Raw genomic sequence first — 18,395 nt, forward strand, 5'->3', positions numbered from 1 at the left:
CGTCAGCGCACCTGACCGGCGTCGTGAGCCCCACGACGTCCCCGTGCATTACTGCGCGCCAGGATGATCCCGCCGAGCAGGGCGGCGATGAACGATCCGACCAGCACCCCGATCTTCACGTGTTCGTCTGCAACCGAGCTCGATCCGTAGGCGAGTTCGCCCACCAGGAGGGACACCGTGAACCCGATACCGGCGAGGAACGCCATTCCGGTCAGATCTGGCCAGCGCAGCGACTCGTCCAGGCGCAGCGCAGGGAGGCGACTCAGCACAAAGGTCGTGGCGAGGATGCCGATCGGCTTCCCGATCACGAGGCCGACGACGATTCCGATGGTGATCGGGTCGGTGAACGCCGACGTGAGGCCTGCCCACCCGCCGACGGTGACCCCGGCGGCGAAGAAGGCGAAGACCGGGACCGCGAACAGCGTGGCCACGATGCTCCAACGGTCGGCGAAGTGCGCGGCCATGCCGTCGTAGACCGGTCGGCCGGCATCGTCCGTGCCGACCCGCACGCGGGCGCGCTCCGTCGCCGTGACGGGCACGACGAAGCCGAGAAGAACACCGGCGACGGTCGCGTGCACACCGGATGCGTGGATGCACACCCAGACGGCGATGGCGAGGGGGAGCAGGATCCACCACGCCCGCACCCCCTTCGCCACCAGGGCGGCGAATCCCGCCAGCGGCAGCAGCGCCAGGATCAGCCACGGAAAGCTGATGGTGTCGGTGTAGAACGTCGCGATGATGGTGATCGCGATGAGGTCGTCGATGATCGCCAGCGTGAGCAGGAAAACCCGAAGGGCGGGAGGCAGGAACTTGCCGACCACGGCGATCACGGCCACGGCGAACGCGATGTCGGTGGCCGTGGGGATCGCCCAGCCGCGCAGGGCATCCGAACCGCCGGCGGCGTTGATCACGACGAAGATGAGAGCGGGAACCACCACGCCGCCGATCGCGGCCGCGATCGGCAGGGCGGCTCGACGTGGATCGCGCAGACGTCCGGCGACGAACTCCTCCTTCAGCTCGAGACCGACGACGAAGAAGAAGATCGCCAGCAGGCCGTCGGACGCCCAGGCGCCGACGCTGAGTTCGAGATGCAGTTCCGGGATCCCGAACGTGAAGTCGCGCACGGACTCGTACCAGGGGGCGGCGGGACTGTTGGCGAGGACGAGCGCGGCGAACGTCGCCGCGAGCAGGAGCGACCCGCCGAGGACGTCGTTGCGGGCGTTGGAGCGGATGCCGTTCCACAGTGCATGCGGGGCGAGGGAGAAACGGGCAGGGGAAGAATTCGGGGACACGGAAAAGACCTCACGCGAGAGAAGGGGTGAATGGCGCAGAAGACCAGCGCCCCGTTCGAGGCGTGGTCTAGTTCCGTGGCGGCGGGCAGCCGGCGATCTCGCCGTGCGAGAGGGTGCCCCAGACACTGGTCCACCCGTTCGTGCCCGGGTGCAGGATGACCCGCATCCATTCCCTCATCGGGGTCGCCGAACGGAGACGGTGCGGGGCACGCGTCGAACCGGCGATCGAGAGGAGGGGCACGTATCGAGCCTATCGTCGTCCCGCTGGGATACCGCCTACCGCGATCGAATTTCGCTAACTAGGCTAGCGATCATGGAAAGATACGTGCGCTTGCGTTGGCTCGGGCTCGTCTTCATCAGCATCGCGGTCTCGCTGATCATCGTCGATTCGACGATCGTCAACGTGGCGATCCCCGCGATCGTGGAGGACCTCGGCATCACCTCGACCGAGGTCCAGTGGGTGCAGGAGTCGTACACGCTCGTCTTCGCGTCGCTGCTGCTCGTCTTCGGCAGCCTCGCCGACCGTTTCGGTCGACGCCGGGTGATGATCATCGGCGTCGTCGTCTTCGGAGCCTCGTCGGTGTTCGCCGCCCTGTCGCCGGACGGCGGCATGCTCATCCTGGCCCGACTGGCGCAGGGCGTCGGCGGTGCGATGATCCTCCCCACCACCCTCTCGATCATCAACGCGACCTTCCGAGGCAGGGAGCGCGGAATCGCGTTCGCCGTATGGGGTTCCACGATCGGTGGCATGGCGGCCGTCGGTCCGCTCCTCGGCGGGTGGCTCACGACCGCCTACTCGTGGCGCTGGGCTTTCGGCATCAACATCCCCCTCGGCATCATCATCGTGATCGGCGTGCTCCTGACCGTTGCGGAATCCCGCAGCGATCGCGTCTCCCGCGTCGACATCATCGGAGCATTGCTGTCGATAGCGGCGATGGGAAGCCTCGTGTTCGGCCTGATCGAGGGACGGACCTACGGCTGGTGGCTCGTCGATACGCGGCCGCAGTTCGGAGACTGGGCCTGGCCGTGGGAGCTGTCGCCGATCCCGCTGTTCTTCGCTGTCGCCGTCCTCGCCGTCATCGCATTCATCCTGTGGGGACGGCACCGCGAACGGGCGGGAAAGTCGACACTGCTGGCGCTGCGGCTGTTCTCGATCTCCTCGTTCCGCAACGGGAACATCGCCGCAGCGGTGGTGTCGTTGGGGGAGTTCGGCATCATCCTCGCGCTTCCGCTCTGGCTGCAGTTCGTTCTCGGTTTCGAAGCCGTGCAGACAGGGCTGCTCCTGCTCGCACTGGCGGGCGGATCGTTCCTCGCCAGCGGTGTCGCCGGAGCCTCGAGCGGAAAGGTCGCCCCGGTCTGGGTGGTGCGTGCCGGCCTCATCGCCGAGATCATCGGTGTCGCGGGAGTCGGCTTCGTCATCGGCCCTGATGCATCCTGGGGACCGCTCATCCCGTTCCTCTTCGTCTACGGACTCGGTGTCGGCCTCGCCACGGCGCAGCTAACCGGGGTCGTGCTCGCCGAGGTGCCGGTCGCGGACAGCGGGGCGGCCTCCGGCACGCAGTCCACGTCTCGGCAGATCGGCGCCGCCCTCGGCGTCGCTGTTCTTGGCACTGTTCTCTTCACCAGTACCGCCGGGATCCTCGCGTCTTCGCTCGACGAGCGCGGTGTCCCCGCCGCCCAGCGCGACCAGATCGTGTCGGCCGTGGTCGACAGCGCAGGGGCGGCGATCAGCGGGCTGGAGTCGAATGCCGCGACCGCTGATGTGGCCGATGATGCCAAGGCCGCCTTCTCCGAAGGGACCCGCTACGCCGCCTGGACAGCGGCAGGGTTCCTCGCCCTCGGCCTGCTCGCCACCGTGTCCCTCGGATCGACCACGGTGCGCACCCGACCGGAGAACGAGGACGGGCGGACGGAGGAAGAAGAAGGCCGCCAGCAAGACGACGAAAGAGCAATCTGACGGAGGGCGTCGCCACTCCCGCCCTACTGTCGCGAAGCAGGATCTCCGGTCCGCCGGTCGAAGCGCCCCGCGTAGTCGTCGTCGGTGATGTGCTCTTTCCACTCCGTGCTCTCCGCAGGGTCGTCCGCGTTCTCGAGCATGGCGATGTGCTCCATGAAAGAGTCTCCCGCAGCGGCGTGCCAGTGATCCTGTCCAGGCGGCGTGTACAGCGTCTCTCCGGGGTGCACGTCGATGATCTGCCCGTCGCGCGTCCCGAAGCGGGCGACGCCCTGGGTGACACGAAGATACTGACCTCGGGCGTGCGAGTGCCACGCGGAGCGCGCCCCGGGTGCGAACTTGACGATGGCCACGGTCATCCGTTGGTCCCCATCGTGCGGTGCGGCGATTCGGTCCACCCAGACGCCTCCCACGAACTGGTCTGCAGTGTTCTTGGCGGTCGGTGTGGTCGGTTCGAGGTTCACAGTGGCGTTCCCATCGCAGTGAAGGAGAAGGGGGCAGAGGAGGCGGGGAGTCGGGTCAGCGGAGAGCATTCTCGCGCATGTCGGCGAGCGCGTTCATGAACCCTTCCGAACATCCGCTGGATCCCGCGAGTCGGTCGACCACGATGTCGTCGAGCGGCGTGCCCACCACCTCTCTCGGGAGGGCATCAGCGAACCGCTGTTGATACCCCAGCGATATCTCGTGATCTGCCGGCGTGGTGATGTCGACGTCTGTGACGATGCCGTTCTCGATGGTGAGAGTCACGTCGTGATGGGACGGGAGCGAGCCATACCAGCCGCGTGCGGAGTACTCTCCGTCACGATAGGTGTCCGTGGTCACGGTGTCTCCCTCGACCCTCGGTGGTGCTGATGGTGCCGAGACGTCGGGCCGTGCATCGTCTGATCCGGCGCACGCGGCGATCGAGACGGCCGATGCCACGATGCCGACAGCAGCCGCGACCCGGCGCCCGACTTTCGTGGGGCGTTGCGGGGAAGCGGTGCGGGCCATGTTTCGACGGTACGCCCGTACCTCATCGCCTGGGGTGCTCTGCTGTTACCTGGATAGGTGGCCCCTGGTGCTGCGTTGCGGCGGGCGGGACTGACCGCTTATCCGTGTAACGACAGTCACTCCCAGGTGCTGATGGATGGTCATAGTGTCGATCCCATGACGAACACTCACCTCACCCTGAACAACGGCGTCGAGATGCCCGCATTGGGTTTCGGCGTCTTCCAGACACCGCCGGACGAAACGGTCGAGGCTGTCTCTTCCGCCCTCTCCACGGGGTACCGTCTCATCGATACCGCCGCCGCATACGCCAACGAGCGAGGAGTGGGCGACGCCATCAAGGCGTCCGGTCTTTCCCGCGACGACGTGTTCATCGAGTCGAAGGTCTGGATCAGCGACTACGGCTACGACCAGACGCTGCACGCATTCGAGAAGAGCGCCCGCAAGCTCCAAGTCGACGTCATCGACCTCTTCATCCTCCACCAGGCCCTCCCCGGTGAGTTCGACAAGACCATCGCCGCCTACACGGCGCTGGAGACTCTCCTCGCCGAGGGCAAGGTCCGCGCCATCGGCGTGAGCAACTTCATGGTCGACCACCTCACGACGCTGCTCGCGCAGACCGAGATCGTGCCGGCGGTGAACCAGATCGAGGTGCACCCGTACTTCCAGCAGCGCGAGCTGCAGGCGTTCGGCAAGGACCGCGGCATCCTCACACAGGCCTGGTCGCCCATCGGCGGCATCACGTCCTACCGAGGGGACGATTCCCAGACCACGTTCAACGACCCCGTCATCGTCGCCATCGCCGACGCACATGGAAAGTCGGCAGCGCAGGTGATGCTCCGCTGGCACATCCAGAACGGCGTCCAGGCCATCCCCAAGTCGGTGAAGCCTGCTCGTATTGCGGAGAACTTCGACGTGTTCGACTTCGAACTCACCGACGACGAGATCGCTCGCATCGACGCTCTCGATACCGGCGTTCGCGGGGGCCCGGAGCCCGAGGTCATCACGCTCGAGGCGTTCGGTCGCGATATCCCGGAGAACTGACATGAGCGAGCAGTCCACGGTTCTCGTCGTGGGGGCGACCGGAAGCATCGGCGTGCACGTCGTCCGCGAGGCTCTCACGAGAGGACGACACGTGCGCGCGTTGGTGCGTGACGCATCTCGTGCCGCGCGGGTCCCGGAGGGCGCGGAGATCGTCATCGGCGATCTCACCTCGGCCGAGACGCTGGCGGACGCTGTCGCCGGGATCGGCTCCGTGGTCTTCGTCATCGGCGATCTCACCTCGGCCGAGACGCTGGCGGACGCTGTCGCCGGGATCGGCTCCGTGGTCTTCGTCCACGGCTCCCATGGTGGCCATGGTGTCGCAGAGAAGGTCGACTACGGAGCAGTGGCCAATGTGCTCACTGTGCTCGACGGACGCCCTGTGCGCATCGCCCTGATGACCGCTGTCGGCACGACGGATCGGGCGAACGAAGGTCACGACTGGAAACGGAGGGCCGAGCGCCTCGTCCGCGCGTCCGGCAACCGGTACACGGTCGTCCGCCCCGGCTGGTTCGACTACAACGCACCGGACGAGCGCCACATCGTCTTCCGCCAAGGGGACCAGTACAGCACGGCCTCGCCGGCAGACGGGGTCATCGCCCGCGACCAGATCGCGCGCGTGCTGCTCGACTGTCTGGAGATCGACGCGGCGGACCACCGAACCCTTGAATTGGTCGCGGAGCGAGGGGCAGCGCAGGAGGACCTGGCCCCCGAGTTCGAGGCGCTCGTCCGAGATACTGGAATCGACGGCGCACTCGACATGCCGAACATGCCTCTCATCGACGAACCGGCCACCGTGCGGGACGACCTGAGCCGGCTCGGCCGGTAGCTCGTCGACCGGCGGCTCGTGAGCGCCCCCGGTCGGTACGTATCCGCACACGACACCCATCCACACACGACGGGAAGGCACGACGTGGCAGGCATGACACAACGAGCCGAGGTGAGTGAGTTCCTCTCCACGCGGCGAGCACGACTCACCCCGGAGCAGGCCGGCATCATCGGCGGAGGCCGACGACGTGTCACCGGTCTCCGCCGCGAAGAGGTGGCCATGTTGGCCGGGATGAGCGTCGACTATTACGCCAGGATGGAGCGCGGCAACCTGTCCGGCGTCTCTCCGGAAGTGCTCGAGTCGCTCGGGCGCGCACTCCACCTCGACGACGCCGAGCTCGCCCACCTCCATGACCTCGCCCGAAACGCCGCCCCGAACCGTTCTGCACGCGCACGTCCGCGGGCTGCGACGCCCGTCATCCGGCCCGCGCTTCAGCGACTCCTGGACAGCATCAGCGTTCCCGCCTACATCTCGAACGCACGCAAGGACTTCCTCGCCGTGAACGTCATCGGTCGGGCCGTCTTCGCGCCGATTCTGGACGACGCCGCCAATCAGCGCAACAACGCCCGTTACACGTTCTTCAACCCCGCTGCGCAGAACTTCTACGTCGATTGGGAGTCCGGGGCCAACAGCATCGTCGCCTCACTCAGAATCGAAGCGGGACGCAACCCGCACGACAAGGACCTCACCGATCTGATCGGCGAACTCGTCACGCGTAGTGACGTCTTCCGTACGCGCTGGGCAGCCCACGATGTTCGCTTCCACCGCACCGGAAGCAAACGGATCCACCATCCGGACGTCGGGGCGCTCTTCTTCGACTACGAGGCTTTCGAGCTGCCTGCGGATCCCGGGCTCGTCATGTTCACCATGACCCCCTCGCCGGGCGGCCCCACCGAAGAGCGTCTCCGATTGCTGGGGAGTCTGTCCGCCATGGAGAGCGCTCAGTCGGAGTGATCCACCGACGTCGAGCGGGCCCGGTGCTCGCCATGACGCGGGTCCGAAGCCCCACTAGTGCTCGCCGGTCCTGTTGACGAGAAAAGCCGCCTGGAACCAGGCGGCTTTCTCATACTCGGATGGACTTCGTATGGATTGACGTTCCATTCGCGTACAACGTGTGTGCCCCCGACAGGAGTCGAACCTGCGACCTACGGTACCGGAAACCGGCGCTCTATCCACTGAGCTACGGAGGCGTACCGATCGACAATATCACTCGTCGGGGGTGGTCTCCGACCCACCGGCCACGGTGACGGGCGCGGCGCGCAGTTCGTCCAGCGCCGCAGCGAGCTTCTCGGCCAGATAACGGTGGCCGTCCGTGGAGGGATGCTGGCGTCCCGCTTCCACGTCGATCACGTCGAGGTAGTTCTGCGGGGTGATCCAGTCCTGGGCGATGGGGGAGATGTACCACCAGCCGCGTGCGGCGGCGAGCTCGGAGAGATCCGCGTCGATACGCGCGGTGGCCGCGCCCACGGGGAGCTCGTGCGGCGCCGGACCGAGCACCACGATCGTCGCCTCCGGGTAGGTGGCGGCCATCGCGTCCCACGCGGCGTTGACGGCCTCGCGGTACCCGGCGACACCCTGTGCGCGGTCGTTGATGGACCCCTGGATGATGACGAGATCCGGCGAGAGGGACGTGTCGAGGGCGGCGATCCGCTCGCCGAAGGAGGGGCCGTCGATCCCGGGCTTCAGGTATCCGCTCCCGCGGACTCCGTTCACGACGGTTTCGCCGTCGAGCAGGTCCGCCAACAGGTAGGCGTAGCCGAGGGTCGGGACGGTCGCCGCCGAACCGTAGGTCCAGGAGTCGCCGAACACCAGCACGGTCGGATGCTCCGGCAGGACGAGCGGCGCCGGAGCGATGACCGCCGAGGGGCCGGATGCCGCATCGGCGGGTGCGCTGATCGGAGTCGTGGAGGGCGCCGGGATCCATGGCCGCCACACGCCGAGGACCACTGCCGCGACGGCGATGAGCAGGCCGGCGGCGATACCGGCGGCGCCCACTCGGCGACGGGTGGCGGGCGGCTTCATGGCATGAGAGTAGATCACCGGAGGCCGAACGCAAATTCGGGGAGCCCCGCGCCGTCGGTCGTGCACTCCCTGCCCCGTAAACTGGGGAGGCTATGAACCCCGAAACCCTCGCCGCAGCCCTCCTCGCCGTCCTCGCCCCGATCGCCGAGGAACGACGTCCCGGCGAGCCGCTGGAGCTCGCTGCATCCGACATCGTGCTCGAGCGCCCCCGCAACCGCGACCACGGCGACTGGTCCTCGAACATCGCCATGCGCCTGGCCAAGCCGTTCGGCACGAACCCGCGCGAGCTCGCGCAGCAGATCGTCGACGGCCTCGCCGAGGTCGACGGCATCGCCAACGCCGAGGTCGCGGGCCCCGGGTTCATCAACATCCGTCTCGATGCCGCAGCGGCGGGTGCGCTGGCGAAGGTCATCGTCGATGCCGGTAGCGCTTATGGCACGAACGCGTCGCAGGCGGGAGTGAGCGTGAACGTCGAGTTCGTCTCCGCGAACCCGACCGGTCCGCTGCACATCGCCCATACGCGCTGGGCTGCTCTCGGCGACTCGATCGTGCGTCTGCTCCTCGCGAGCGGTGCGAACGCCGTGCGTGAGTACTACATCAACGACGCCGGTGCGCAGATGGAGCGCTTCGCGAGCTCGGTGCTCGCGGCGGCGAAGGGCGAGCCCACCCCCGAGGGCGGCTACCCGGGCGCGTACATCACGACCCTCGCCGGCCGTGTGCTCGAGGCGCGACCCGACCTGCTGCAGCTGCCGGATGCCGAGCAGTCCGCTGTCGCGATGGAACTCGCGTACGAATTCCAGCTCGCCGAGATCAAGAGCTCGCTGGACCGCTTCAACGTGCCGTTCGACGTCTGGTTCTCGGAGCGCACGCTGCACGCCAAGGATGCGTCCGGCACGAGCCTGATCGACCAGGCCGTCGACCGTCTGCGCGAACAGGGACACGTGTTCGACGACGAGGGCGCCGTGTGGGTGCGCACGACCGACTTCGGTGACGACAAGGATCGTGTCATCCGCCGGTCGAACGGCGAGTACACGTACTTCGCCGCCGACGCCGCCTACTACCTGAACAAGGGCGACCGCGGCTTCCAGAACAAGATCTACCTTCTCGGCGCCGACCACCACGGTTACGTGCACCGCCTCAAGGCCGTCGCCGGAGCGGCAGGAGAGGACCCGGAGAAGAACGTCCAGGTGCTCATCGGCCAGATGGTGTCGATCAACGGTGCGCGCCTCAGCAAGCGTGCGGGAAACATCATCGAGATGGATGATCTGCTCGACTGGCTCGGTAGCGATGCGCTGCGGTACTCGCTGGAGCGCTCGCCTGCCGACTCGCCGCTCGACCTCGACCCCGAGCTGCTGCAGAAGCGCACGAACGACAATCCGGTGTTCTACGTGCAGTACGCCCACGCGCGTACCCACAACGTCGCACGCAACGCCGGCCAGTCCGGTGTGGACCGCTCGGAGTTCGCTCCCGAGACCCTCACGCACGAGACAGAGGCCGCGCTGCTCGGCGCGCTGCAGGAGTTCCCGCGCATCGTGGCGTTCGCCGCCGAGGTGCGCGAACCGCACCGTGTCGCCCGCTACCTCGAGGAGCTCGCCGGCCTGTACCACCGCTGGTACGACAACTGCCGCGTGATCCCGCTGAGCGAAGACCCGATCGAGAGCGTCCACCGCACCCGGCTGTGGCTCAACGACGCCACCGGTCAGGTGCTGCGCAACGGACTCGAGCTCCTCGGCGTCTCCGCACCAGAGCGGATGTAGTGCGGCTCGGCGTTCTCCTCGGTACGGCAGGATGGCAGGCATGAGCGACGACAACCACACCCTGCCGTACCCCGACGCCGCCGCGGAGCATCCGACGCTCGTGATCCCCGGTTCCGCCTCCGCTCAGGAGGCGGCCGCGCCGCGCACAAGGCCCCGCTGGCCATGGGTGCTGCTGATCGTGGTCGTCGTGCTCGCGGTGCTCGTGGTCGCCGCGGAACTCATCGCTCGAGCCGTGCTCCCCGGCGTCGTGCGGTCGATCGTCGTGGAACAGCTCGACCTGCCCGCCGACCAGCAGCTCGACGTCGAGACGCAGGGACTCCTGCTGCCGCAGCTGATCGGCGGCACCCTCGACACGCTGCGTCTGTCGACGGATTCGGTGACGTTGGAGGGCATCACGGGCGCCGTCGATGTGACAGCGACGGACGTCCCGCTGCACGGCGGCGATCTGGGCGGCGCCTCCGGGGCCATCCGCATCGACCAGGAGCAGTTCACGTCTCTGCTCGCCGGCACCGATCTGCCCGTCGACTCCGTGGAATTCGCTGCCCCGAACGCCACGGTGAGCGGGTCGATCAGCGTGCTCGGAGCTGCGGTCCCGCTGTCATTGACCCTCACGCCCGGCACGGTCGACGGCGATCTCGAGTTCACCCCGGTCGCCGCGAGCATCGGCGGACTCGACATCGATCTCGACCGGGCCGCTTCCACGCTCGGCTCCCTCGGCGAGGGCCTGACGCAACCGCAACGGGTATGCGTCGCCGATAGGCTGCCGGCCGGACTCACCCTCACCGGACTCGAGGTCGTCGACGGTGCCGCCGTGATCGATATCGATGTGAACGGGGCGATCGTCACCGACACCACGCTCCAGGACAAGGGCGTCTGCCCGAGCTGACCCCGAGTCGCTTTCCGGCGGCGCTCTCGGCGGCATCCCGGGGCTATGCCGGCTGAGGGTGCTCGTCGAGTGTCGCCTCGATGTGTCGGGCGAGCCACGAGGGACGCTGCAGGGGGATGCCGTGTCCGCAGTCGTCGACGATTCGCAGATCGCTGTGGGGGAGTGAGGCGTGGAGCAGAGCCGCCGAGCGCTTCATGAGTGGCCTCTCCTTCCCCCCGACGAGGATCGACGCCGCTCCGGGATACCACCGCCAGGCTGCCGGTGGTGAGAATCGAAGGTTCTCCTCGACCGAGCGCAGCAGACTCTCCCGTGAGATGCCGGCCGACGTGCGCACGTAGTCGTCCAGGAGCTCGCCCGGGATGAACAGCTCCCGGGCCTGCATACGGGCGAACCACTGCTTCTTCGCGAGGCCCGCGGTCGCGCCGAGGAGGGCGAGTGTGAGGCGGGTCGCCCACATCGGAGCGGCCTGTGCGCTGACCACGACGACGTTCCGCACCCTCTCTGCGTGCTGCGCAGCGAGCTGCACGGTCAGCTGGGCGCCGAGTGAGAAGCCGATGACGGTGGCAGGTCTCCCGACGTCGTCCAGCACGCGGGCGAGGGCAGCGGTCGTGACCGCGTGAGACACGTATGCCTCGTCGGTGCTGTGACCATGTCCGGGAAGATCGGGGACGACGATGCGCAGACGCTCGCTGAGGTGGGCGCGCAACGGCTCCCACATCCACCCGGCGACACCTCCACCGTGCAGGAGCAGCAGGGGATGTCCGTCGCGTGCTCCGAAGCTCTCCACATGCATCGTCAGGTCCTCTCGAAGGTCTCGGCCATGCGGCCGATCGTGTCGATCGCGCGTTCGAGCTGAGCGGAGTCGAACGGCCCGAGCAGTCGTGCCGCCGAGAGCAGCCCGATCGACGCGCTCGAGAGCGCGAGGGCGAGCGCCTCGACGTCCACGTCCGCCACGATCTCGCCGCGCCGCTGCATGCCGTGCAGCCAGTCGATGACGCGCCGCTGCCGATCGCGATACCGGCCGTCCGTGATCTCCGCCACGTGCGCACCGAGGATGCCACGGTCGTCGAGGAACGCCGCCGTCATCAGCGCATCGGCGCTCAGCGCGCGTGCGGAGGCGCGATACGCGGAACTCAGGCGGGGTCGGTCGCCCAGTTCGCGGCTCACGCGGTCATTCATGCGCGCCGTCCCGCGCTGCAGGAGTGCATCGAGGATCTCCCGCTTGCCGCTGAACTCCAGGTAGACCGCGCCCTTGGCGATCCCGGCGCCGTCGGCGATCGACGCCACGCTCACGGTGTCGAAGCCCTGCGCGAGCACCAGTCGTTCGGCCGCGTCGAGGATGCGCTCGCGACGGTCAGGGACGCGGGGCCTGGGCATCGCCGCTCCTTTCCAGGTGGTCCCGCATCGCCGGGATGACGAGGTCGGCGCGGTCGCGCTGCACCCAGTGGCCGGCATCGGGCACGGTCACCAGCGACCCCACCGGCAGCTGCTCGGCGGCGAACCGGATGCGCGCGAGGGGAACGCCGGAGTCACGATCGCCGTGCACGAGGAGCGTGGGTGTCGTGATCGAAGGCAGCTGCTCGACGTACACGGTGCGCAGTCGATTCCAGAGCACCTGATCGCGCTGCCATTCCCCGAAGACCTCCAGGCCGGTGCCGGTGGCGGCCTCGGCGAGCACCGCATCCACGAGTTCAGGCGTGCGCGCTGTCGGATTCCGCACCAGTTCTCGCAGCCCTCGTTCCATCGCCGAACGGTTGTGCGCGTACGCGCGGGTCATCCGGGCGAGCAGACCCGAACGCAGCAGGAGGAATGTGCCGAAGTGCGTGAACCGACCGGAGAAGCCGTCGGCCAGACGGGGCATCAGACCATAGCATCCGAGCAGTATCGCTGATCGTGCGCGGCCGGGTCGATCCAGCAGATGCCCGACCGCCATGCCGCCGCCGAGCGAGAGGCCGGCGACGGCGTAGTCGGAGAGACCGATCCCGTCGACGAGCTCGCCCACGTATCGAACGAGCCGCTCCTGAGTGAGCGGCCGCTCCGGACGTGGGCTCTGCCCGAAGCCAGGATGGTCGGGCGCGATCACGCGATGCCCCGCCTCGGCGAGAGCATGTCCGACCGCACTCCACGAGAGTTCGGCGTTATCGGCACCACCGCCGTGCAGGAGCAGGACGGGCATACCGGACTCGGATGCCGGTCGCCACTCCAGGGCGGAGACCGTGGCATGGGGGAGGCCGATGCTCGTGCGTCGGGGATTCATAGCACCCTCTCGTTGTGACCAATCTACTCGATCTGGTCACAACGAGGGCGCCCGGTCACGAAGTGGCGTCAGGACTCGCGGCCTTCTGCGCCGCTCGCAGTTCGGCCGTGGCGATCTGCACGTCGACCTCCGCGCGCTGCAGCCGTCGCTGCGGAAACGTGGTCGCCGCGAACTTCGCGTGCACGCGATCGGACTTCTCCTCTTCGGCCGTCACGATGTAGGCGCAGGCGAACAGCATCACCTGCGCGGAGAAGTTCAGCCAGATCAGCAGCGCGAGCAGCGAGGCGAACGAGGCCAGCAGCGGATTGCTCGTGGCGCCACCCACGAACAGGCCCGACAGCTCCTGCAGCGCCAGGAGTCCCAGTGCGCCCAACAGTGCACCGGACCAGAGCGATCGGGGCGACGGGCGGACACCGGACAGCAGGCGGAACACGCCGATGATGATCACCGCATCCAGGGCGAAGACGACCACGAGCGACACCAGGCGCACCGTCCAGGCCGCGAGGGGCGAGTCCTCGGGAAGGCCGAGCATTCCGGCGATCCATGTGACGCCGAGCTGGCCGGCGAACGTGAGGAAGGCCGAGGCGACGAACGCGACACCGATGCCGAGCGCGAGCGCGAGGTTGCGCAGGATCACCCAGATCCAGAGGATGTCGTCCTGCACCGTCCCGGCGAGCACGCGCACGGCGGTGCGCAGTGAGCCGATGGCGCCGAGCGCGGACCCCACGAGGGCGACGAGGGAGATGATCCCGGCGATCGACAGCGAGGCGGGCGCACGCAGGTCCTCGGTCTTGATCACGCCGTCCTCGCCGATGAGCCCCGGTACCGCCGTCTGCACGGAGTCGATGATCGCCTGCCAGGCCACGGGATTCCCGGCGAGCCACAGCGCCGCGATGGAGAAGCCCAGCAGCACGCCGGCGAACACGCTGAAGAGCGCCCGGTACGTGACGCTGTCGGCGAGCATCGGTCCGCGACGCTCCGTGTAGAGCAGCGCGGCACGCACCGGTCGGCGCGCGAGAGCCCAGGCGATCACCGGCCCGGTGATGCGCGCGATGAGCCCCGGCCCTGCGGGGGAGTCTGATCTCGTTTCGCTGTTCGTCACGCCCCCACACTATGAGGCGACGCCGGTCACCCGCAGGGGCTTGACGCCGCGCGTCACCCTGACCAAGGGCGACCGAGCGGTGCCCTAGAATCGGGTCAGCCTCGATGTGCGTGCCCCGCCCGAGATCCTTCCCACGATTGGTGATCAGTGCTTCTCCCTGCCGATTCGCTCGCTCCGGAATGGCTCGCCGTCCCCGAAGACGCGAACGACCTCGCCGACGGCGTCTGGCCCGCCTCCGCGGTGCGCGATCCCGACGGCGTTCTCGACATCGCGGGCGTCAGCGCCACCACGCTCGCCCGCACCTACGGCACCCCGCTGCTGGTGCTCGACGAAGACGAGGTGCGGGGGCGTGCACGGCGGTTCCGGCTCGCCTTCGACCAGGCGGCGGCCGAGAACGGCACCACGGCTCAGGTCTATTACGCGGGCAAGGCGTTCCTCTGCACCACGGTCGCGCGGTGGGTGGTCGACGAGGGACTTCGCGTCGACGTGTGCACCGGGGGAGAGCTGGCGGTGGCTCTCGCGGCCGGTGTCGTGCCGGCATCCATCGGCTTCCACGGCAACAACAAGTCGGTCGTCGAGCTGGAGAGAGCCGTCGAGGTCGGCGTCGGCACGATCATCGTCGACAGCGCCGTCGAGATCGAGCGCCTCGCGGCGATCACCGCTCGCACCGGAGCCACGCAGCGTGTGCTGGTGCGCGTGATCAGCGGGGTCCATGCCGAGACCCATGATTTCCTCGCGACCGCTCACGAGGACCAGAAGTTCGGCTTCCCGCTCCCGGATGCGGAGAAGGCCGTCGCGCGCATCCGTGAGATCCCCGGCCTGGTCTTCGCCGGTCTGCACTGCCACATCGGATCGCAGATCTTCGGCGTCGCCGGGTTCCGCGAATCGGCGTCCCGCGTGCTCGACCTGCATGCGGCGCTGCTCGAGAGCGGCCCCGTGCCGCAGCTCAACCTCGGCGGCGGCTTCGGCATCGCCTACACGCGCGTCGACGACCCGACGCCCATCGAGGAACTCGCAGGCGCGATCATCACCGCCGTCGCCGAGGACTGCGCCGCTCGGGGCATCCCCGTCCCTGCGCTCTCTTTCGAGCCGGGCCGTGCCATCGTCGGTACGGCGGGCGTCACGATCTACGAGGTCGGCACGACCAAGGACGTCACGATCGATTCCGGAGCCGTACGCCGCTACATCAGCGTCGACGGCGGCATGAGCGACAACGCGCGTCCCGCTCTGTACGGGGCCCAGTACTCCGCACGGCTCGCCTCCCGCGTGGGCGAGGGCGGGCCCCGCCTCAGCCGCGTGGTCGGCAAGCACTGCGAGTCCGGCGACATCGTCGTCGACCACGAGTACCTGCCCGAAGACCTCGTGCCGGGCGATCTGCTCGCGGTTCCGGCGACCGGCGCGTACTGCGTCTCGCTCGCGAGCAACTACAACCATGTGCCGCGTCCGCCGGTCGTCGCCGTGCGCGATGGACGTTCTACGGTCATCGTCCGTGGCGAGACCATCGACGACGTGCTGGCCCGCGACGCGGGCATCGACGGGGCGAACGCCCCCGAGGGAGACCAATGACCCACCTCCGAAGGAGTAACCATGACTGACTACCGACGACTTCGCGTGGCGCTGCTGGGTGCCGGGGCAGTCGGCTCTCAGGTGGCGGCTCTCCTGCTGCGACACGGCGACGAGCTCGCCGACCGTGCCGGCGCCGAACTGGAGCTCGCCGGCATCGCCGTGCGCGACATCGACGCTCCCCGTGACGTCGACCTGCCCAAAGAGCTCTTCACCACCGACGCCGAGTCGCTGATCCTGGGTGCCGACATCGTGATCGAGCTCATCGGCGGAATCGAGCCGGCCCGTACGAGCATCCTGCAGGCGATCGGATCCGGAGCCGACGTCGTGACAGCCAACAAGGCGCTGCTGGCGACGCACGGGCCCGAACTCTTCGAGGCGGCCGACCGCGTGGGCGCCTCCGTGTACTACGAGGCCGCGGCCGCGGGAGCGATCCCGATCATCCGTCCGCTGCGCGACTCGCTCGCCGGCGACCGTGTGGTGCGCATCATGGGCATCGTGAACGGCACCACGAACTACATCCTCGACCGGATGGACACCGAGGGCGCCGACTTCGCCGACGTGCTCGCCGATGCGCAGCGCCTGGGCTACGCAGAGGCCGATCCCACGGCCGACGTCGAGGGGTACGACGCCGCGCAGAAGGCCGCCATCCTCGCGAGTCTCGCGTTCCACACCGCGGTCCCGCTCGACGCCGTCTACCGCGAGGGCATCACCTCGATCACGGCCTCCATGATCGAAGAGGCTCGCGCCGCCGGCTTCGTGATCAAGCTGCTCGCCGTCTGCGAGCGCATCGAGGCGAACGGCGCCGAGTCCATCTCGGTGCGGGTCTACCCGGCCCTGGTGCCCACCTCGCATCCGCTCGCCTCCGTGCACGGCGCGAACAACGCGGTGTTCGTCGAGGCCGAGGCCGCCGGCTCGCTGATGTTCTACGGTGCAGGTGCCGGCGGTGTGCAGACCGCGTCCGCGGTGCTCGGCGACGTCGTCTCGGCCGCTCGTCGCCACATCGCCGGCGGGGTCGGGGTGGGGGAGTCCACTCGCGCCAACCTTCCCGTCGTGCCGATCGGCCACGTCACCACCCGTTACCAGATCACGCTCGAGGTCGCGGATGCGCCCGGCGTGCTGGCCACCGTCGCGAGCATCCTCAGCGACGGCGACGTCTCGGTGGCGACGGTCGTGCAGACCGTCGAGGGGGAGGACGAACCGACCGCCCGTCTGATCATCGGCACGCATCGCGCGACCGAGCAGGCACTCAGCGCCACCGTCGACGCTCTCGCCGACAGCGAGGTCGTGGCCCGCGTGGTCTCGGTGCTCCGGGTGGAAGGCGAGTGACGATGGCAGCAGCCGTCGCGCCGGCCGCGGGTGACGCGGTCCCGGGGCGCACCGTCGAGGTGCGGGTTCCCGCGACGAGCGCCAACCTCGGCCCCGGCTTCGACACGCTGGGCCTGGCGCTCAGCATCTACGACACCCTCGAGGTGACGGCCCTGCCCCCGGGCCAGCTGGAGATCGAGGTGACAGGATCCGGCGCGACCGAGATCCCCCGCGACGAGTCGAACCTGATCGTCCGCACCATCGCGTATGTCTTCGCCGACGCTGGCCGCCCGGTACCCGGGCTGCGGATCGTCGCCGAGAACGGCGTGCCGCACGGTCGCGGCCTCGGGTCCTCCGGAGCCGCCGTCGCCGCGGGAGTCCTCGCCGCGAAGGGTCTGCTCGCGGGCGACGTCGAGATCGGCGACACCGACCTCCTCCGCCTCGCGACCGAGCTGGAGGGCCACCCCGACAACGTGGCTCCGGCGCTATTCGGCGGGCTGACGATCGCGTGGATGTCCGAGCGCGGACCACAGCACAAGAAGCTGCTCGTGCATCGCGGCGTGTCGCCTCTCGTGCTCGTCCCCGCGTACACGATGTCGACGTCGCAGGCGCGATCGCTGCAGCCCCCGCAGGTGTCCACGGCCGATGCCGTGTTCAACGTCTCGCGCTCGGCGTTGCTGATCGCCGCTCTGATGCAGAGCCCCGAACTCCTCCTGGACGCGACCGCCGACCGCCTGCACCAGGACTACCGGGCCGGAGCCATGCCCGAGACGCAGCGTCTCGTGCAGGCACTGCGGGCCGCAGGCTTCGCGGCCGTCGTCTCCGGAGCCGGCCCGAGCGTCCTCGTGCTTGCCGACGGTCCCGGCAGCCGCCAGGATGCGGTCGAGCTGGCCGATCGAGTCACCGACACCCCGTGGGAGGCGCTCCTGCTCGCAGTCGACGTCCGTGGTGGTACAGTGGGGACTCGAGCGGAGGGCTCCACGTAACTGCGTGAATCTGGCCCCATTGCATCTCTTGCAAGACCCGCACGCAAACCCCTGTGGCAGAGCTCATTCCAGAGCCGCCTGCCGAGGCTGGCTGGCGCCGAGCGTCAGCCCGTGCGATCGCGCGCAGCACCCGTTGTGTGCGTTCAACGCTCATTCCCCATGACATATAAGGGAGTACTCGTGGAGAACCTCTCCGAGACCCAGAACGATCAGTCGGCGCCCACCGCCGAGGCACCCGCGGCATCCGCGGAGTCGACGACCGAGTCCGCGCCTGCCCGCAAGCGCGCGCCGCGTCGTGCGAGCACCGCGACGGCTGCGGCCAAGGCCGAGAAGGCCGAGGCGGCGAAGGCCGAGAAGGCGGCGAAGACGGATGCCGCGCCGGAAGCGGCTGCAGCCGATTCCGCATCCGCC

General features: G+C 68.5%; 18 protein-coding genes, 1 tRNA gene and 1 pseudogene. 10 read left to right on the forward strand and 10 right to left on the reverse strand.

Going from position 1 to position 18,395, the window contains the following annotated elements:
- Positions 1-2: 2 nt before the first annotated feature.
- Both nhaA and B2869_RS09940 read right to left on the reverse strand, forming a co-directional pair.
- Positions 3-1,292, reverse strand: a complete 1,290-nt coding sequence (nhaA, locus tag B2869_RS09935) for a Na+/H+ antiporter NhaA (protein WP_292765792.1) — start codon at positions 1,290-1,292, stop codon at positions 3-5.
- A 67-nt stretch (positions 1,293-1,359) separates the two neighbouring features.
- The gene (locus B2869_RS09940) at positions 1,360-1,533 is read right to left on the reverse strand and encodes a hypothetical protein (RefSeq protein ID WP_017831028.1); all 174 of its coding nucleotides are present in this window, start codon (positions 1,531-1,533) and stop codon (positions 1,360-1,362) included.
- 72 nt (positions 1,534-1,605) lie between these two features.
- Here B2869_RS09940 and B2869_RS09945 point away from each other — a divergent pair, with 72 nt between their 5' ends.
- Entirely contained in the window at positions 1,606-3,249 is a 1,644-nt protein-coding gene (locus B2869_RS09945) for an MFS transporter (RefSeq protein WP_292765796.1), read from the forward strand.
- A gap of 23 nt (positions 3,250-3,272) precedes the next feature.
- Here the strand turns inward: B2869_RS09945 and B2869_RS09950 are convergent, their stop codons facing one another.
- Together B2869_RS09950 and B2869_RS09955 are read right to left on the reverse strand one after the other, a co-directional pair.
- Positions 3,273-3,710 carry a cupin domain-containing protein gene (locus tag B2869_RS09950; protein ID WP_292765801.1) on the reverse strand — a complete coding sequence of 146 codons (438 nt, stop codon included), beginning with the start codon at positions 3,708-3,710 and terminating at the stop codon, positions 3,273-3,275.
- 55 nt (positions 3,711-3,765) lie between these two features.
- Positions 3,766-4,068, reverse strand: a complete 303-nt coding sequence (locus B2869_RS09955; RefSeq protein WP_292765804.1) for a hypothetical protein — start codon at positions 4,066-4,068, stop codon at positions 3,766-3,768.
- Between the two features lie 324 nt (positions 4,069-4,392).
- On the opposite strand from B2869_RS09955, the gene B2869_RS09960 reads away from it, so the two are divergent.
- The 3 genes from B2869_RS09960 (at position 4,393) to B2869_RS09970 (ending at position 7,057) form a co-directional block, all read left to right on the forward strand.
- Positions 4,393-5,277, forward strand: a complete 885-nt coding sequence (locus B2869_RS09960; protein WP_292765807.1) for an aldo/keto reductase — start codon at positions 4,393-4,395, stop codon at positions 5,275-5,277.
- A 1-nt stretch (position 5,278) separates the two neighbouring features.
- On the forward strand, positions 5,279-6,103 hold the full coding sequence (locus B2869_RS09965) for an SDR family oxidoreductase (protein ID WP_292765810.1): 825 nt from the start codon (positions 5,279-5,281) through the stop codon (positions 6,101-6,103).
- 93 nt (positions 6,104-6,196) lie between these two features.
- Positions 6,197-7,057 carry a helix-turn-helix transcriptional regulator gene (locus B2869_RS09970; protein WP_292765813.1) on the forward strand — a complete coding sequence of 287 codons (861 nt, stop codon included), beginning with the start codon at positions 6,197-6,199 and terminating at the stop codon, positions 7,055-7,057.
- A 163-nt stretch (positions 7,058-7,220) separates the two neighbouring features.
- Here the strand turns inward: B2869_RS09970 and B2869_RS09975 are convergent.
- Together B2869_RS09975 and B2869_RS09980 are read right to left on the reverse strand one after the other, a co-directional pair.
- Positions 7,221-7,293: transfer RNA gene (locus B2869_RS09975), tRNA-Arg, on the reverse strand.
- A gap of 16 nt (positions 7,294-7,309) precedes the next feature.
- A complete protein-coding gene (locus B2869_RS09980; RefSeq protein WP_243844754.1) occupies positions 7,310-8,125 on the reverse strand; it encodes an SGNH/GDSL hydrolase family protein in 816 nt (271 codons plus the stop codon).
- Between the two features lie 92 nt (positions 8,126-8,217).
- Between B2869_RS09980 and argS the strand changes: the two genes are divergently transcribed.
- Positions 8,218-9,882, forward strand: coding sequence for an arginine--tRNA ligase (gene argS, locus B2869_RS09985; protein WP_292765820.1), 1,665 nt, complete (start codon positions 8,218-8,220; stop codon positions 9,880-9,882).
- A 40-nt stretch (positions 9,883-9,922) separates the two neighbouring features.
- A complete protein-coding gene (locus tag B2869_RS09990) occupies positions 9,923-10,768 on the forward strand; it encodes a DUF2993 domain-containing protein (RefSeq protein ID WP_292765823.1) in 846 nt (281 codons plus the stop codon).
- Between the two features lie 43 nt (positions 10,769-10,811).
- Here the strand turns inward: B2869_RS09990 and B2869_RS09995 are convergent, their stop codons facing one another.
- From B2869_RS09995 to B2869_RS10010, 4 genes are read right to left on the reverse strand one after another with little or no spacing between them, the layout of a single operon-like run.
- Positions 10,812-11,561 carry an alpha/beta fold hydrolase gene (locus B2869_RS09995; RefSeq protein ID WP_292765825.1) on the reverse strand — a complete coding sequence of 250 codons (750 nt, stop codon included), beginning with the start codon at positions 11,559-11,561 and terminating at the stop codon, positions 10,812-10,814.
- 2 nt (positions 11,562-11,563) lie between these two features.
- Complete coding sequence (locus B2869_RS10000) at positions 11,564-12,145, reverse strand: TetR/AcrR family transcriptional regulator (RefSeq protein WP_292765827.1); 582 nt, start codon at positions 12,143-12,145, stop codon at positions 11,564-11,566.
- On the reverse strand, positions 12,123-13,025 hold the full coding sequence (locus tag B2869_RS10005; RefSeq protein WP_292765830.1) for an alpha/beta fold hydrolase: 903 nt from the start codon (positions 13,023-13,025) through the stop codon (positions 12,123-12,125). Before B2869_RS10005 ends, B2869_RS10000 begins: the two co-directional genes overlap by 23 nt.
- Positions 13,026-13,080: 55 nt before the next feature.
- Positions 13,081-14,127, reverse strand: a complete 1,047-nt coding sequence (locus B2869_RS10010) for a YihY/virulence factor BrkB family protein (protein ID WP_292765833.1) — start codon at positions 14,125-14,127, stop codon at positions 13,081-13,083.
- A gap of 147 nt (positions 14,128-14,274) precedes the next feature.
- Between B2869_RS10010 and lysA the strand changes: the two genes are divergently transcribed.
- From lysA to B2869_RS10030, 4 genes and pseudogenes are all read left to right on the forward strand, one after another.
- Positions 14,275-15,693: a diaminopimelate decarboxylase gene (lysA, locus tag B2869_RS10015; protein WP_292765836.1), complete on the forward strand. Its 1,419-nt coding sequence runs from the start codon at positions 14,275-14,277 to the stop codon at positions 15,691-15,693.
- Between the two features lie 21 nt (positions 15,694-15,714).
- Positions 15,715-17,019, forward strand: coding sequence for a homoserine dehydrogenase (locus B2869_RS10020; RefSeq protein ID WP_021199358.1), 1,305 nt, complete (start codon positions 15,715-15,717; stop codon positions 17,017-17,019).
- Between the two features lie 2 nt (positions 17,020-17,021).
- Positions 17,022-17,984: a homoserine kinase gene (gene thrB, locus B2869_RS10025; protein ID WP_292765839.1), complete on the forward strand. Its 963-nt coding sequence runs from the start codon at positions 17,022-17,024 to the stop codon at positions 17,982-17,984.
- A 180-nt stretch (positions 17,985-18,164) separates the two neighbouring features.
- A pseudogene (locus B2869_RS10030) lies at positions 18,165-18,395 on the forward strand (transcription termination factor Rho); the annotation flags it as partial.

Origin of the sequence: Microbacterium sp. UBA3486 (genome assembly GCF_002377845.1) — a bacterium.
Taxonomy (GTDB): domain Bacteria; phylum Actinomycetota; class Actinomycetes; order Actinomycetales; family Microbacteriaceae; genus Microbacterium; species Microbacterium maritypicum_A.